The following is a 14,973-nucleotide window of genomic DNA, read 5'->3' as shown; positions in this document are numbered from 1 at the left end:
GGTCAAAATCTTAAAAGTTTTGATCTGACCGCTAGAAATTACTGTGCCATACTGGCAACTGATTTGAGAAAGCCTTGAGCAGTGGCAAATGTATCCATTTTGCCTTGCGCTTGTAAAATCATATCCGACATTTCACGAAAGGCACCATTGCCGCCTTTCTGTTCAAGAACATAATCCGCATTGTCTTGCACATAGCTTGGCGCATCGTTGACCGCAAAAGCTAGCCCGCAGATAGCAAAAGCGGGGAGATCCACACTGTCATCACCAATATAAGCGGTTTCTTCTGGGCTAACGCCTGCTTGCGCGATGAGATCTAAACAAGCACTTTCTTTTTCTAATTTGCCGAGATATGCCATTTTAATCCCCAGATCATCAATGCGTTTTTGTAAAATCGGCGAGCTGCGTCCTGATAAAACTGCCACTTGAATGCCATTTTCTATTAGCATACGAATGCCTAAACCATCACGAACATGAAAGGTTTTAAGCGCTTCACCGTGAGCGTCATAATAGAGTTTGCCATCAGTGAGTACGCCATCAACATCGGTGATGACGAATTTAATTTTTTGTAATCTATCTTGCATTTTTATTTTCCATATTCTGTATAGCGTTTGGGAATTTTTGTTGGGGAAATCGCGATGATAAATCTGACTTATGACGAGAATTCCACCAATCCCACAACTTGTTGTTCATCATTAACCACAACCAATGAATGAATTTTGTGTTCTTTCATAAAGGCTTCAGCGGCGGAGATAAATTCATTTTGATTAATGGTTTTAGGATGATGTGTCATCAGCTCTTGGGCGGTTTTGCTCAATGTATTGGCGCCATTTTGAGTTAATGCACGGCGAATATCGCCATCGGTGATAATGCCTTTTAATGAACCATTTTCCATCACCAAGGCAACGCCCATTCTGCCTTCGTTCATCACCGTTAAACAATCCGTAAAGCTTAAATTAGGTGCGACCACAGGCAAACGGGTTTGCATTTGATCTTTCACACGGCAAAGTAAACGGCGACCAAGAGAACCGCCCGGATGGAATTTAGCGAAATCAATAGGTTTGAAATCTCGCGCATGGATAAGGGCAACGGTAAGTGCATCGCCTAAAGCAAGTGTAACCAGTGCAGAAGTTGTTGGCGCTAAATTGTTTGGACAGGCTTCACGTTCTACGGTGATGTCTAAAATAAAATCAGCATGTTTGCCAAGCGTAGAATGTGGATTGCTCGTTAATGCGATAATTTTATTGCCAAAATTTTTTAAGCTAGGAATGAGCTTATTGACTTCATCACTTTCGCCACTATAAGAAATCAAAATCACAATATCACAAGGCTTGAGCATACCAAGATCACCGTGAAAGGCTTCCGTTGGGTGCAGAAAGAAACTAGGTGTTCCCGTAGATGCAAGGCTTGCCACGATTTTTTTACCAATTAAGCCTGATTTGCCTACGCCGCTTATGGCAACGCGCCCTTGGCAATTTAGAATGAGATCTATCACGGTGTCAAATGTGCGGTCTAAATTTTGGCTTAATTTAGTCAGCGCTTGTTGTTCCGTTGCAAGGGTTTCACGGGCATTTTGTAAATAATCCATGAGCATTGTTCCTTATGAAATCAAAGTGCGGTTATTTTAACGTATGTTTTAGTTTCGCTCTAGCACAAATTCCGTTATACTAGCCGCCTGAGTTGGTCAGACAATCGCTGGTTTATTGAAGCCCTTAGTGCCGTAAGGCGAGCCTGAAATAGGTGATAAGTGGGACAAGTAAACGAGAGGAAAGTCCGGGCTACATAGGGCAGAGTGCCAGCTAACGGCTGGGCGGCGTGAGCCGACGACAAGTGCAGCAGAGAGCAAACCGCCGATGTGTGTAAGCGCAGGTAAGGGTGAAAGGGTGCGGTAAGAGCGCACCGCGTGTCTGGTAACAGTTCACGGCAGGGTAAACTCCACTCGTAGCAAGACCAAATAGGAACTCAATGGGTGTGCCCGCTCAGAGTTCGGGTAGGTTGCTTGAGCGTAGTAGCAATATTGCGCCTAGAGGAATGATTGTCCAACGACAGAACCCGGCTTATCGATCAACTCATCAAATTCTAAAATAAAGAGAGAAAAAATGGCGATCATCAAGTTCGCCATTTTTTATTGTTTATTTTGCACCGATAAATTCGGCAATGTTTTTCATATCTTGTTCGTTCAAGCGTTCTTTTGCCATATTCCCCGCGCCGACGATTTCGCCTGATTTCCGCTTTTCAAGTGCGGTCAAAATTTCATCTTTTTTTAGATTTCTAATAACCGCTGATTGCCCTAACGCTTGTTTCTCCCCTGCTTTTCCGTGGCATGTCGCGCAGTTAAGTTTAAACATACGTTCGCCCTGTTTTATATCAGGGAGATTATCCGCTTGTGCGGAAAATGAGCAAAGTGCGGTCAAAATGAGAAAAGTTTTGCTAACCGTTAAATATTTTTTGTAATTCATCTTTTGGAATCAGTCCTTCAAATTTTGCTTGAATGTTGCCGTTATCGTCGATAACAAAGCTCGTTGGTGTGCCAACCACGCCATAGCGTTCGCCTGTCATTTTGAGCTGATCTTTCAATACTGGCAAGCGAATTTTGCGTTTTTCTACAATGGCTTGGGTATTGGCATTTTCTCCATCAATATTAATGGCGATGACTTGTACCTGATCAGGGTGTGCCTGCGCCATTTTATCTAATTCATTTAATTCTGCCACGCAAACACCGCAGGTTTCCGACCAGAATGAAACCAATAATTTTTTGCCTTGCCATTGGTTAAGCTCAACTTTGTTACCTTGTAGATCAAAGGTAGCAAAATCGGGCGCAGGCTTGCCAATTTCTGCGGTTTGTTCCTTACAAGCCACTAAAATAAGCGAAAAAATGACCGCACTTATTGCGCGTTTTAGTTTATTTTGCATTGCATTCTTCCTTCAAAAATTTGCCGTGATGTAGATAAATCGTGCGATCCGTTAACGCGCCGAGTTCGGGATTGTGCGTTACCATTACAATGGTTCTGCCTTGCGCATTGAGATTTTTCAGCAACTCAAGCACGAGATGTTCATTTTGTTCATCCAAATTACCAGTGGGTTCATCAGCGAAAATAACTGGCGGTTGATTGACTAACGCGCGCGCAATACACACTCGTTGCTGCTCCCCCCCAGAAAGTTGGTTTGGACGATGATGAATACGATGCGCCAATCCGACTTGTTCTAATACGGCTTTTGCAGCTTTTTCATCAATCACACTGTGATAATGTTGCGCAAGCATCACGTTTTCAAGTGCGGTCAAATAAGGGATTAAATGGAATTGTTGGAAAACTAGCCCAATTTTTTCTGCACGAAAACGCTGACGCCCCACTTCATCTAGCTGTGCCGCATCTACGCCATCTAATATAACTTTTCCTTCAGTGGCGGTGTCTAACCCCGTGAGAATATTCATTAAAGTGGTTTTCCCAGAACCTGACGCCCCCATAATGGCGACAAATTCCTGTTCTTGAATGCGGATATTGATATCATCAAGTGCGGTCACATTGCCGAATTTTTTATAAAGATGTTGGGTTTCAATTACATATTTCATAATCTCTTTTCCTATTGAATTTAGCGATAGGGCGGAATGTTCACCGTTCGCTAAATTATTCTCCTTTTAAAACTTTTGCCATTTCAACGTTTAATGCGTGTTTGGTTGGAATAATGACCGCAATAAATGCCACAATTAAAGATAAAATCACCGTGATTGGGATAACAGGCAAACGCATATCAATACTGGCTTTAAACACTGTTAAGCCCAAGATTTGAGCGAGAACATAGCCGATCAATAATCCCATAATAATAGCCATACAGGCGATAATTAAGGTTTCGGTGCCAATTTGCAGAATAATATCTCGGCGTTTAGCGCCCAGTGCTTTTTGTAAGGCAAATTCTTTGGCGCGCTCGCCGACAATCGCAATGAGCGTTGTATTAACGCAAAGCGTTGCCAACACTAAAATAACGACAGAAATTAACCCCATTAATCCCTTGATTTTATCCAAGATCTGCCCTTCAGACGCAGAAACTTTGCGGATCGGACGAATATCTAAATCTGGAAAATCCCTTTGTAGCTGATGGGCAAATTGTTCTACTTGTCCTTGATCATTTTTCACCACGAATAGGGCATTGCTAGCTAAGCCGTCTTTTTCTAGCCAATTTTGAGCAAATTCCAAATTGACGATCAGCATATTGTCTGTGACATCACCGCTCTCCACAATGCCTTTGATTTTAAAGCTATGTTTTTCCACGGCATTTTTGCTGAGTGTAATGTTATCTCCGACTTTTAAATGTAAGCGTTCAGCCAACGTTTTGCCAATCATCGCATTGCGATCGTCAAAATTAACACCAATACTAGCCCCCGTGATTTGCCAATAGGGCGCGAGTTTTTGCAGATCTTCAAACCATACGCCCATAATCACAATTTTTTCTAATTCACTGCGCGCGATGCCATATAAATAAGGGCTTGCCGCTTGGACTAGATTTTTAGGCGCTTGCTGTAAAATGCGTTGGACTTGGCTTTCTTCGATTAATCCAGAATTATTGGCGCCGATATAAAAGTTTGCGCCAAAGGTGCGTAACTCTTGCGACATTTTGGTATTAATATCGAAATAAACCGCTGACATTGCCGTCACAATACTTGCCCCGACAGTGAGCGCGGCGAAGATAATCATCACGCGGTTTAAACGCAATCGCAATGCTTGCAGAACTAAACGCCAAAACATGGATTTTTGTTTATTCACCATTATTATCTCCCATACAACATTTCTACAGGATAGAGCTTGGCAATGCGATGGGCAGGGAACCAAGTGCCAACCAGCGCAATAATGATGGCAAGAACCAATACGCAAGGCACAACGATCCAAGCGAAATCAAGGGGAACGCCAAATAATGTTGCGCCAATAAATTTGGCTAAGCCCCAGCCCGCTAAGCAACCTAAGATTCCCCCGAAAATGCCGCTGATGATCGCTTCACAATAAAAGAGCAGGGTGATTTGCCATTGATAAGCGCCGAGTGCTTTCATTAAACCAATTTCTTTACTGCGCTCAATGATATTTGTGGTCATTAAAGAGGCAATCCCCATTGCGGCAGCAATGAGCGCGGCAACGGTAACCACGGCAAGTAAGAGTTGAATTTTTTCGATTACCACGCCTTCAGAGGCGGCGACCTGCCAAATTGGGCGCACAACAACGCCAGAAATCGCTTCTTCTAATTGGTGCGAGATAGAAGAGACATAAGCGGTACAATACCAACGGTCATATTCTTCGGCATCTAATTGATCCACATTGGCGCGCGCTTTGCGTGAAAGTTCGTTTTCAGGCACGGTGAGCGCAGAGACTTTAATAGATTGCACCTTGCCTTCTAAATTGAGCAAATTTTGCACCGCACTTAATGGCAAAATCAGTTGATTTTCTTCGTTTCCGCCTGTGGAAACGGTGCCTTTAATTTCAACTTCAAGCTGATTTTGAATATCTTGCGTTTGGTAGTGAATGGTGACCCGATCACCAATTTTCCATTTCATGGATTTAGCCAGCTGTTCGCCCAATAGTGCAGGCACGGGAACAGCGTATTGTTCTTGGCTATCGTCCACCCATTCGCCTGTTACTTTCCAATAGGGACTGATAATTTTTTGTCCTGTGTGGTAATCATCTTCATCTGGCACAGCAATGGGGTGATCAAAAAAAGTGCCGAGAATCGAAATATTTTCGCCATTGACTTGCACATTGGCGCTGAGTTGTGGCGCAAAACCTACGATATTATTGCGCCAGAAAATATCTTTGATATTAGGCAATTCTTTTTCATCAATAAAATCTTGCGTTGCAAGCGAACTATTGATAGACGACACTTCGGGCAAAATTGCCGAACTGGCAGGCTCAATGAGAATATTGGCGCCATAAGATTTCAATTCTTTCGACATTTTATCGCCAATATCAATGGACACAGCAAGCAGAGCAGAAACCAAGCCTGAGGCAAGAAAAATGGTAATGACAGCCAGTAATTTACGTTTAATTCCATGTTTCCACGATTGGAAAAGCATACGCGCTAACATTATTCTTCCCCTTTCATATGAATATAATTTTCAGGATGATCGCGGAATAAATTCAGATTTTTTTCTGATGCAAAGAAATAGGTTTTGTTATCTAGCACATATTTAAACTCTGTTTTGGTATTTTTGAGTTTGCTGCCATCCACAGGATCAACCACATCAATTTCTAATACCGTAGAGAATAAATTTAGCCCCATTTCAAGGGAAGTGCGGTCAATAATGACATCATTTTGATCTTGTTTCCAATCTTCAATCGGCACGGGGTTACAGCCACCCGCTTTGCCAATCGACGGAATAAACATACGCACGCCACAACCAATGCAAGTGACTTGCCCATCTTGCATAATATAGCCTTGGTCGCCGCAGAGTAAGCAAGCATCAAAAACCACGCCGAGATTAACTTTTGTTTGGCTACGATTGATGATGAAAAAACGCACTGCTTTACCGTCATCGGCAACCCAAACGAAACGGTGTAATTGCCCGTCTTTCACTTGTTCGATTGGAATACGGACTTGATTATTTTGATCTAATTTAACGGGCAATGCTTCTGATAATTGCGGAGGGCGCGATGCCACTTTATCCCAATAAAGTTGGGAGCCTGCGATAAATAGAATACAGATTGCACCCCATAATAACGTGCGCCGAGAACCTTGCCATAAGGCAATTTTTTTTCGTTTTTCGATAGGGTGTTGTTCCGCCTGCATAGCGGCTTTGCGTGATAAATGTACTTTGGCGGCAAATCGCGCGCAGAGAAGCACTAAAATTGCGGCGCTGATATAGTTAAATAAGGTGATAATATTGCTTGATTTAGCCACAAAACTGAGTTTATTTTTCGTTAACTCGAGCACTTGTAATTTCATCAAACTTAATAGAATTTGACCAATCAGTGGCGTGATAATTAACAAGCTAAAAACGGTTAATAAACACCAGTAAAGTGCGGTCGATTTTGACGCAGTTTTATATTGTTGCAGAAGAATGTAAAGCCAAGCGGCAATAAAAAGACAGAAAATTACGCCAAAAATGACCGCACTTAGATGTAAGATAAAATCTGTATTGACGACATCGGTGTTGGTAATGGCGGTAACGTTTGGATCTTTTAACCAAAAAATTGTCGCAAAAATAAGCAGTAGAATGTGCCACAATTGGTTGAGTATTTCTTTTCGCAAGAACTGACTAAAATAGCAAAATAAGACAACGGCAAGAACAAGAATATTAAGGCTTAAATTCGCCACTTGATTGTTTGGCAAAAAGGCTGAAATCCCCATACCAAGGGCAATGGACAAAAGTGCGAGCCAAATTAATTTTTTGAAATTAATTTGAGAGAATGCCGACCAAATACAACCCAGTAACAGCGCTGTTGGCAGTAAGGTTTGGAGTACGGAAATAAAAAAATACGTCATGACACATTCCGTAGAAAAAATGATTCATAAGCACGCGCCGAAATGACGCGCGCTATCGTTAGTGGTTGATTATTTTTCAATACCAGCGTATTTGAATTCATAAGACACATCAAATGGTTTCCACCAGCGGCCCACGCCAGTTTCTCCGTCTGTGTGGCGATGCATGCCTGCTTTTGATGGCGGTTCAATGTGGTAAGTTAATTTATAGTTACCCACGCCCATCATTTTTACATTTGCGCCGTAGTGTGGACCATCGCTGGCAACCATTGGCATAAATGAACCTTCTTGTTTTTCATTAGTATCAGTGTTCACAAGGGTATAACTAATCGTTAAAAATGGCATCCATTCGCCTTCGCCAAAACCATTTTTATTGCCTTTGGTGGCGTGGATATCTGCTTCTAAGTGAATGTCAGATTTTGCCGCTGGCAAACCCATTCCACGAGGTTCCATATCAATGGGTTGCAAATAAACTGCCGCGATTTCCATTTCATTCATCGTTTGTGCTTCGCCAATTGGATACTCTTTAAAGGCATTCGCTGAACCTGCAGCGAGTAAACCTGCTAGAGCTGTTGCAATGAGTGCTTTTTTCATTTGTTATTTCCTTACTAGGGTGTTGATAAAATCATTTTAATTTATGGGCTTTAAAGTGCGGTCAAAATTAAAGAAATTTATGAAAATTTGACCGCACTTTCACGTTATTTAGACGCTATTTAGGCATTTTTGCGAGCTTGGATTTTCATATATACCCAAGCAAAAATCGCAGCGATCACTAATATAATTTGTGGAACTAAGGTTTCCACATAAGGATAAATGCCCAGCCAGCTAATTTCTGGCACGCCGTGGAGCAATGTTGGCTCAAATAATTTGCCTTCAATCAATTCAAGCACACTTTTACCTGCGAATACCAACGCCATTAAATACATAAAGCTACCGGTGAACATAAAGAATGGTTTAAGTGGCAATTTCACTACAGTATAACGCATCACGAGATAACAGATGGCAAGAATGATGACGCCGACCACAAAGCCCGCTAAAAGATAGAAATAACTGCTGGCATTTTGTGCATCACCAATGAGCGCATAATAGAAGAGTACGGTTTCAGCCCCTTCACGATAGACGGCTAAGAAACTGGTAAACCATAAACCTGCCAATGAACCTGCGGTGAGCGCGGTGCTCAGTTTGCCCTCAAGATAGCGTTTCCAGTTTTGTGCTTCGACTTTCGACAATAGCCAATAACTCATCATAAACAGCATTACCACGGCGATAATCATCGTGAAACCTTCGAGCAATTCACGGCTTTGCCCCGAATTTTCAAAAATGAGCTGGAATAGGAAAGCGGTCACCACGCTCGCACCTAAGGCGACATACACGGAATTACGAATGGTTGGCAATTTGTCTTGATGATTATTTTTCACCATATATGCCACGATAGCGGCAACGATTAACAAGGCTTCTAAGCCCTCGCGCACGATAATCAGCAAGCTGTAAAGGAACATCGACCAATCGCTTTGGCTTTCGCCTTGTAACATTGTTACCCCTTGGGCGAGCGCTTGGCTTAAGCCTTGCGCTTGGGCTTGTAATTTGTCCGCGCTTTCGTTGGCTTTCATTAAACTCACGATACGGGTGAAATAACCTTCGATTTGGGTTTTGAAATTGGCATCGCGCGAGCCAATTTTATTTTCCATTCCTGTGGCTTCAAACACATCAAAATAGGTGTCTTGCACCGCAAGGATTGCTTTTTTACCCTCGCCATTTTGATAATTTTGCATCGCTTGTTGAATACGCGTGTTTATATCTTGGCTGATTTTTGCCCAATTTTGTGAATTTTGCGCATTTTCGACCGCACTTTGCGCATTATCCGTTACTTTTTGATCTTCACGAGTCGCTGGTAAGTTGAGCAATTGTTCTTCAATGGTTTGCAATAATTGAGTGATTTGATAACCCAATGCGTTGAGTTGGTCAGGCTGATCGCTGATTTTAATTAAATTGTAAAATTGTTGATTGATGTCAGCTGAAATAGCAGCGGAACGATTGTTGCGAATGGACATTTCCATTTCAGAATTTTTGAAGCCGTCAAATTGCGCTTGCTGTACAAGCTGTTTCGCTTTCGCAAGATCGCCTGTTTGATAGGTTTCAATGGCGGCTGCAAGCAGGTCATCAATGGTTTTGAAACTTTGTTGCCAATAAGGAAGAATATCTTGATTTTCGTAGGCATTGTGCTGGGTTTCAGCATTGAGCTGATGACCGTCAACTAAAGACGGGATCACGTTATCTAATTCGCTTTTTAGCCAATTAATCCGCTCTTGCACTTCGCTAAGCGATTTCCCATCACCAATCATTTTACGAATTTCGCCAAAAGCCGCTTCCATTTGATAACTTTTTTGCGCAGAGAAATTGATACGGATCGGGCCTTCCAAATTCTCAAAAATTTCAAAATAAGCCATTTGTACTTCGGTTTTGGCATCATCAATTTGGTTTTGTTGATAGAGAAGTGCGGTCTTATCTAACCGAGATTTAATGTCGTCAGCCCAAGATTGGTAATCGGCGGAATGTGCCAAGACGGAAAACATTGAGCAGAAAAGAATAAACAGAAATTTAAAATAACGCATAAGGGAAATGCCAACCTGAATAAAACTAATTATCAATTGGCGAAAATTATGCGACTGTCAAAATCGGAAATCAAGCGGTAAATAATGAAAGTATGATATAGCGCAAAAAATTAGCAATTTATTGAAAATTTTGTGCGTTACGTCACAAAAATGAATATTGCCGTTTGCCAAGGGAAAAATAATTTTATATTCTCCAGCCCGTGAAATATGAGAACTATAAAAACAAGTCATCTTAAATTTGCTTTCCGAGTAGCGCCTTAGTCCAAGGCGCTTTTTTTTATGGAAAATATTTGGGGAGAGTAGCTAGTGATTGGAAATTGGGAATACTCAAATTCTTGTGGCGTTAAAGTGCGGTCAAAATTCCCACCATTTCATTAATCGCCGTGCAAAGCAAATCACGGTCATGGCGATAGATCACATCATCAGCATTGAGCTTGCGCCCTAGCACTTGCAACTCTAAATCTTTCACTTGCTCGGCAAATTCTGGCGGAGTAATAATCCCATCAACGCATTTTTTGCCGATAACGCGATGAATCCAATGTATGCGGTCGGCCAAAGACAAACTCGCCGCGGGGCTGTGTTCGATACCTAAATTATCAATGAAAATGATTTTGGCACGGCTGCGTTTTACTGCTTTGATCATTTCAGGCAGTAATAAGGTAGGCATAATGCTGGTTAAAAAGCTTCCTGGTCCCAATAAAATAACATCGGCATTTTGAATCGCTTCCACCGCTTCGGGCGTGGCTTTCACTATTGGATCTAAAAATAAATCCGTAGGCACTTCATTGAGATTATCTATTGCCACTTCGCCTAAAATACGCTCATCACCATGAAGAACCGCCCCTAAATCCACGGGCTGTTCTGACATTGGAATCAGAAAGGATTTCACTTTCAAAAAGTTACGAATCAAATTAATGGCTTCGGTGGGACGAATGTGCATATCTTCTAAGGCTTTCAAAATTAAGTTGCCAAGGTTATGCCCAGCTAATTCGCCATTGCCACCAAAACGATATTCGAATACTGCAGAAGCAGTTGTGGGTTTGGCAATGATCTGATTGAGGCAGTTGCGCAAATCTCCCCAAGCAATGCCACCGTGATGATCACGAATGCGCCCCGTTGAGCCACCGTTGTCCGTCGTGGTAACAATGCCTGTTAGGCGTTCTTTCATAAAACTTAACGATGACATCACACGCCCTAAGCCGTGGCCGCCACCTATCGCAACGATTTGGTTCAGTTGTTCTAAATTTTTTTTCTTCGCGTATGCCATTGTGAAACTATCATTAAAATACGGTTAAATTTTGCAATCTTTCTTTATCATACAGTAAAAAGAAAAAAATGCGACCGAAAGCCATTATTTACTTATTGAACGCATTGGTAATGGATAAATAAAATGCATTTTAGCCACGCTTCAAAAGTGCGGTCAAAATCAGAAAAATTTTCGTTATAAAATTATTTATATAATTGATTATAAAAGAATATTTCTTCTACCTAAAATGTCGTAAATTGTCATTTTTCCTTGTTCTTTCTTGTTTAGGCTTTTACAATACAGGAAAATTTTTATCTGATTACCGAGCTTGTGTGCCTACGTTATTTTGCGAAATAATAGGGTAGCAATGCCAGCAATGTATTTTCATTGCTCAGGGATCCGTTGGAAACGGCTGGTCCTTCCTTATTTGAAAAGGTATCTATGCAATCAATTCCAATTAAACAGGTTGGTCAGCGCCTAGTGGACGCTTTCCTGCGCGAATATTATTATCTGCGTTTGTCTATTACAGATGTATGCAATTTTCGTTGCAACTATTGTTTACCCAATGGCTATCAAGCGCAGCCAGAACGCCAATCTTTTCTCACTGTTGATGAGATCCGCCGTGTGGGTCAAGCCTTTGCGGCAATGGGAACACGCAAAATTCGCTTAACTGGCGGCGAGCCTACCTTACGCAAAGATTTCGTTGAAATTGTTGAAAATCTCACCGCACTTGAGGGGATTGAACAGCTTGCCTTGACAACCAATGGTTATCGTATGGCAAAAGATGTGGAACGCTGGAAACAGGCGGGGATCACGTCTATTAATGTCAGCGTTGATAGCCTAGATCCGCGCATGTTTCAGCAAATTACTGGCGAAAACAAGTTCGCCGATGTGATGCAAGGTATTGAACGTGCGTTTGAAGTGGGGTATCGCAAGGTCAAAGTCAATGCGGTCTTAATGAAAGATCTGAATGCAACGGAATTTCATCAATTCTTAGCTTGGGTGAAAAATCGCCCAATTCAAATGCGCTTTATTGAGCTAATGCAAACGGGCGAAATGGACAGTTTTTTCCAACAGCATCATCTTTCTGGACAGCGTTTAGCAGAACAGCTTGTGCGTGAAGGCTGGCAATTACAGCAAAAATCCTTAACCGATGGCCCCGCAAAAGTGTTTAAACATCCTGATTATCTCGGGGAAATTGGTTTAATTATGCCTTACGAAAAGAATTTCTGCGCAAGTTGTAATCGCCTTCGTGTTTCTGCGAAAGGGAAATTGCATCTATGTTTGTTTGGTGAAGAAGGTATCGAATTGCGCGATTTGTTACAATCCGATGACAGCCAAATGCTTTTACAATCTCGTTTATATTCTGCGTTACAGGGTAAGCGAGAACATCATTATTTACACCAAGGCGACAGTGGCATTCGTGCAAACTTAGCGACAATTGGTGGTTAATTTATTTTAATTTTATGACAAATTTCACACATATTAATCAAAATGGCGAAGCCAATATGGTGGACGTTTCTGCCAAGCAAGAAACGGTTCGAGAAGCGCGCGCTGAGGCTTTTGTGACGATGAATGCACAAACCTTGCAGATGATTATGTCGGGCAATCATCACAAAGGGGATGTATTTGCTACCGCGCGCATTGCCGGCATTCAAGCAGCAAAACGCACGTGGGAATTGATCCCATTGTGCCATCCTTTATTGCTTTCCAAAGTTGAAGTAAATTTGACCGCACTTCCAGAACGCAACCAAGTGCGCATTGAAAGTTTATGCAAACTCACGGGGAAAACTGGGGTTGAAATGGAAGCCTTGACGGCAGCCAGCGTTGCCGCATTGACCATTTATGATATGTGCAAAGCGGTGCAAAAAGATATGGTGATTTCCGCTGTGCGCTTGCTTGAAAAGTGCGGTGGAAAATCAGGACATTTTAAAGTTGATTATAAATGATGTTAAAGATTTTATTTTTTGCTCAAACTCGAGAATTAGTGGGTGTTGAGCAGCTAGAACTAGAAGGCGATTTTTCGACAGCAGAATCGGTGCGTGAACATTTAGCCATGCAAGGTGGCAAGTGGGCATTGGCATTGGCGAAGGGCAAATTGCTGGTGGCAATCAACCAAACTTTATGCCCGCTTGAAAGTGCGGTCAAATCTGGCGATGAAATTGCCTTTTTCCCACCAGTGACAGGGGGCTAAATGACAGAGATCCGAATTGCCGTGCAAGAAAATGAATTCGATCAAAATGCGGAATATCGTTGGCTATCAGCAAAACATTCTGTCGGCGCCACCACGATTTTCGTGGGCAAGGTGCGCGAAATGAATTTGGGCGATGAAGTTTCTAGCCTTTATTTAGAGCATTATCCCGCAATGACAGAAAAAGCATTGCGCGAAATTGTGGATGAAGCAAAACAACGTTGGGATATTCAACGCGTTTCTGTGATTCATCGTGTCGGGTTGCTGCAGACAGGCGATGAAATTGTGTTGGTCGGCGTGAGTTCAGCGCATCGTGGCGATGCCTATGCGGCGAATGAATTTATTATGGATTATCTCAAAACCCGTGCGCCATTTTGGAAAAAAGAACAAACGCAGCAAGGCGAACGCTGGATCGAAAGTCGTGACAGCGATCATCACGCTGCACAGAAATGGTCTTAAAATATTGTCAATTTTGACCGCACTTTTTGTAATAGAATAATAAAGAGTGCGATCGTTTCCTATTTTACTATTCATAAAAATTTTCCCATTCATACTAATCTTTATCGCTCATTTTTGAAAGCTTAAACAACATGAATTTCAATTCGGTCGAATCCGACCGAATTAAATCGGAAGCTGGATATAATTCCTTTACACTGTCCCCGAAGAAATGGGTAGAAAAAATAGACGCAATCGGAATTATCTCAAAAGGCGGAAGATATGCTGGTGCATTTGCACATACAGATATTGCTTTTGAGTTGCTTCGTGGATTTATGCTGAATTTAAGATGTATGTAATTCAGTCTTACAAAAGACTTAAGTCAGATGAAAACTCTAAGCTATCGCTAGGATGGAATCTTAATCGAGAAATTTCAAAGATTAACTATAAAATTATACAGATGCAATCAAAGAGTATCTCTTAAAAGATCTTATCAGTGAACAGTTATCTTACAAGTATGCAAGTGAAGCAGATATGCTAAATGTTGCCTTATTTAACAAAAGAGCAAAACAGTGGCGTGAAGAAAATCCAGATTTAAAGGGTAATATGAGAGATTATACAAGTTTGAATGAGTTACTGGTGCTTGCAAATATGGAAAGCTATAATGCAGTTCTTATTGGTAAAGGTATAGAATAAAAGGAAAGAATGATAGAACTTAGAAAGCTCGTCAGAACTCAGCTGATATCAATTGAAAAGTTGAACGATACAGGTATTAAGAGTTTAGAGAATAGGTCAAAGGAATAGAGAGGTATGTTATGAGATGGGCATTGAAAATTATCTTATTTCCAATAATATTGCTCTTGTCGATACTAATTGCTTTTCTAAAATTTAGGGGCTGACGTAGATTAGGTACTATGCTAATCTACAAAAATGAATATAACTCATTGTAAACTAAAGAAATCTATACAGAGAAAATTACTTGAATTTTTTGTGCTAGAAGTCACGGCTCGCTCAGCTGCAGATTTACTTGG

General features: G+C 41.6%; 16 protein-coding genes, 1 other RNA gene, 1 pseudogene and 1 riboswitch. Of the genes and pseudogenes, 7 read left to right on the top strand and 11 right to left on the bottom strand.

The window, feature by feature from the left end; genetic code table 11:
• Window positions 1-38: 38 nt before the first annotated feature.
• Window positions 39-581 carry a KdsC family phosphatase gene (locus C8D76_RS02975; RefSeq protein ID WP_116631330.1) on the bottom strand — a complete coding sequence of 181 codons (543 nt, stop codon included), beginning with the start codon at window positions 579-581 and terminating at the stop codon, window positions 39-41.
• A gap of 68 nt (window positions 582-649) precedes the next feature.
• On the bottom strand, window positions 650-1,585 hold the full coding sequence (locus C8D76_RS02970; protein WP_116631329.1) for a KpsF/GutQ family sugar isomerase: 936 nt from the start codon (window positions 1,583-1,585) through the stop codon (window positions 650-652).
• An 88-nt stretch (window positions 1,586-1,673) separates the two neighbouring features.
• Here C8D76_RS02970 and rnpB point away from each other — a divergent pair.
• Window positions 1,674-2,073, top strand: an RNA gene (gene rnpB, locus C8D76_RS02965) — RNase P RNA component class A.
• A 56-nt stretch (window positions 2,074-2,129) separates the two neighbouring features.
• On the opposite strand, the gene C8D76_RS02960 is transcribed toward rnpB, so the two are convergent.
• From C8D76_RS02960 to C8D76_RS02920, 9 genes are all read right to left on the bottom strand, one after another.
• The gene (locus C8D76_RS02960) at window positions 2,130-2,456 is read right to left on the bottom strand and encodes a c-type cytochrome (protein WP_116631328.1); all 327 of its coding nucleotides are present in this window, start codon (window positions 2,454-2,456) and stop codon (window positions 2,130-2,132) included.
• Window positions 2,428-2,910: a TlpA family protein disulfide reductase gene (locus C8D76_RS02955; protein WP_116631327.1), complete on the bottom strand. Its 483-nt coding sequence runs from the start codon at window positions 2,908-2,910 to the stop codon at window positions 2,428-2,430. Before C8D76_RS02955 ends, C8D76_RS02960 begins: the two co-directional genes overlap by 29 nt.
• Entirely contained in the window at window positions 2,900-3,571 is a 672-nt protein-coding gene (locus tag C8D76_RS02950; RefSeq protein ID WP_116631326.1) for an ABC transporter ATP-binding protein, read from the bottom strand. The genes C8D76_RS02955 and C8D76_RS02950 overlap by 11 nt, the downstream gene beginning before the upstream one ends.
• Before the next feature lie 52 nt (window positions 3,572-3,623).
• Window positions 3,624-4,739, bottom strand: a complete 1,116-nt coding sequence (locus C8D76_RS02945; protein ID WP_116631504.1) for an ABC transporter permease — start codon at window positions 4,737-4,739, stop codon at window positions 3,624-3,626.
• 23 nt (window positions 4,740-4,762) lie between these two features.
• Window positions 4,763-6,064, bottom strand: a complete 1,302-nt coding sequence (locus tag C8D76_RS02940) for an ABC transporter permease (RefSeq protein ID WP_116631325.1) — start codon at window positions 6,062-6,064, stop codon at window positions 4,763-4,765.
• Complete coding sequence (locus tag C8D76_RS02935; protein ID WP_116631324.1) at window positions 6,064-7,461, bottom strand: Fe-S-containing protein; 1,398 nt, start codon at window positions 7,459-7,461, stop codon at window positions 6,064-6,066. Before C8D76_RS02935 ends, C8D76_RS02940 begins: the two co-directional genes overlap by 1 nt.
• A 69-nt stretch (window positions 7,462-7,530) precedes the next feature.
• Window positions 7,531-8,052 (bottom strand): iron transporter, encoded by a 522-nt coding sequence (locus C8D76_RS02930; protein ID WP_116631323.1) that lies wholly within the window; start codon window positions 8,050-8,052, stop codon window positions 7,531-7,533.
• Between the two features lie 119 nt (window positions 8,053-8,171).
• Window positions 8,172-10,031, bottom strand: a complete 1,860-nt coding sequence (locus tag C8D76_RS02925; protein ID WP_423802744.1) for an FTR1 family iron permease — start codon at window positions 10,029-10,031, stop codon at window positions 8,172-8,174.
• Window positions 10,032-10,413: 382 nt separating this feature from the next.
• Window positions 10,414-11,337 carry a gluconeogenesis factor YvcK family protein gene (locus tag C8D76_RS02920; protein WP_116631321.1) on the bottom strand — a complete coding sequence of 308 codons (924 nt, stop codon included), beginning with the start codon at window positions 11,335-11,337 and terminating at the stop codon, window positions 10,414-10,416.
• A 287-nt stretch (window positions 11,338-11,624) separates the two neighbouring features.
• Window positions 11,625-11,770: riboswitch (molybdenum cofactor riboswitch) on the top strand.
• Here C8D76_RS02920 and moaA point away from each other — a divergent pair.
• From moaA to C8D76_RS02890, 6 genes and pseudogenes are all read left to right on the top strand, one after another.
• Window positions 11,758-12,768, top strand: a complete 1,011-nt coding sequence (gene moaA / locus C8D76_RS02915; protein ID WP_116631320.1) for a GTP 3',8-cyclase MoaA — start codon at window positions 11,758-11,760, stop codon at window positions 12,766-12,768. Its footprint overlaps the riboswitch before it by 13 nt.
• Before the next feature lie 14 nt (window positions 12,769-12,782).
• Window positions 12,783-13,265 carry a cyclic pyranopterin monophosphate synthase MoaC gene (gene moaC, locus C8D76_RS02910; protein WP_116631319.1) on the top strand — a complete coding sequence of 161 codons (483 nt, stop codon included), beginning with the start codon at window positions 12,783-12,785 and terminating at the stop codon, window positions 13,263-13,265.
• Complete coding sequence (gene moaD, locus C8D76_RS02905; protein WP_116631318.1) at window positions 13,265-13,510, top strand: molybdopterin synthase sulfur carrier subunit; 246 nt, start codon at window positions 13,265-13,267, stop codon at window positions 13,508-13,510. Before moaC ends, moaD begins: the two co-directional genes overlap by 1 nt.
• Window positions 13,511-13,966, top strand: a complete 456-nt coding sequence (gene moaE, locus C8D76_RS02900) for a molybdopterin synthase catalytic subunit MoaE (protein WP_116631317.1) — start codon at window positions 13,511-13,513, stop codon at window positions 13,964-13,966.
• A 510-nt stretch (window positions 13,967-14,476) separates the two neighbouring features.
• On the top strand, window positions 14,477-14,638 hold the full coding sequence (locus C8D76_RS09965; protein ID WP_207774991.1) for a hypothetical protein: 162 nt from the start codon (window positions 14,477-14,479) through the stop codon (window positions 14,636-14,638).
• Between the two features lie 234 nt (window positions 14,639-14,872).
• Window positions 14,873-14,973, top strand: a pseudogene (locus tag C8D76_RS02890) (IS1595 family transposase); the annotation flags it as partial.

The sequence above is a fragment of the Alitibacter langaaensis DSM 22999 genome (genome assembly GCF_003096995.1).
GTDB classification, from domain to species: Bacteria; Pseudomonadota; Gammaproteobacteria; order Enterobacterales; family Pasteurellaceae; genus Exercitatus; species Exercitatus langaaensis.
Note: the sequence above shows the minus strand (reverse complement) of the source record. Positions and strands in the feature narration are given on the sequence as shown.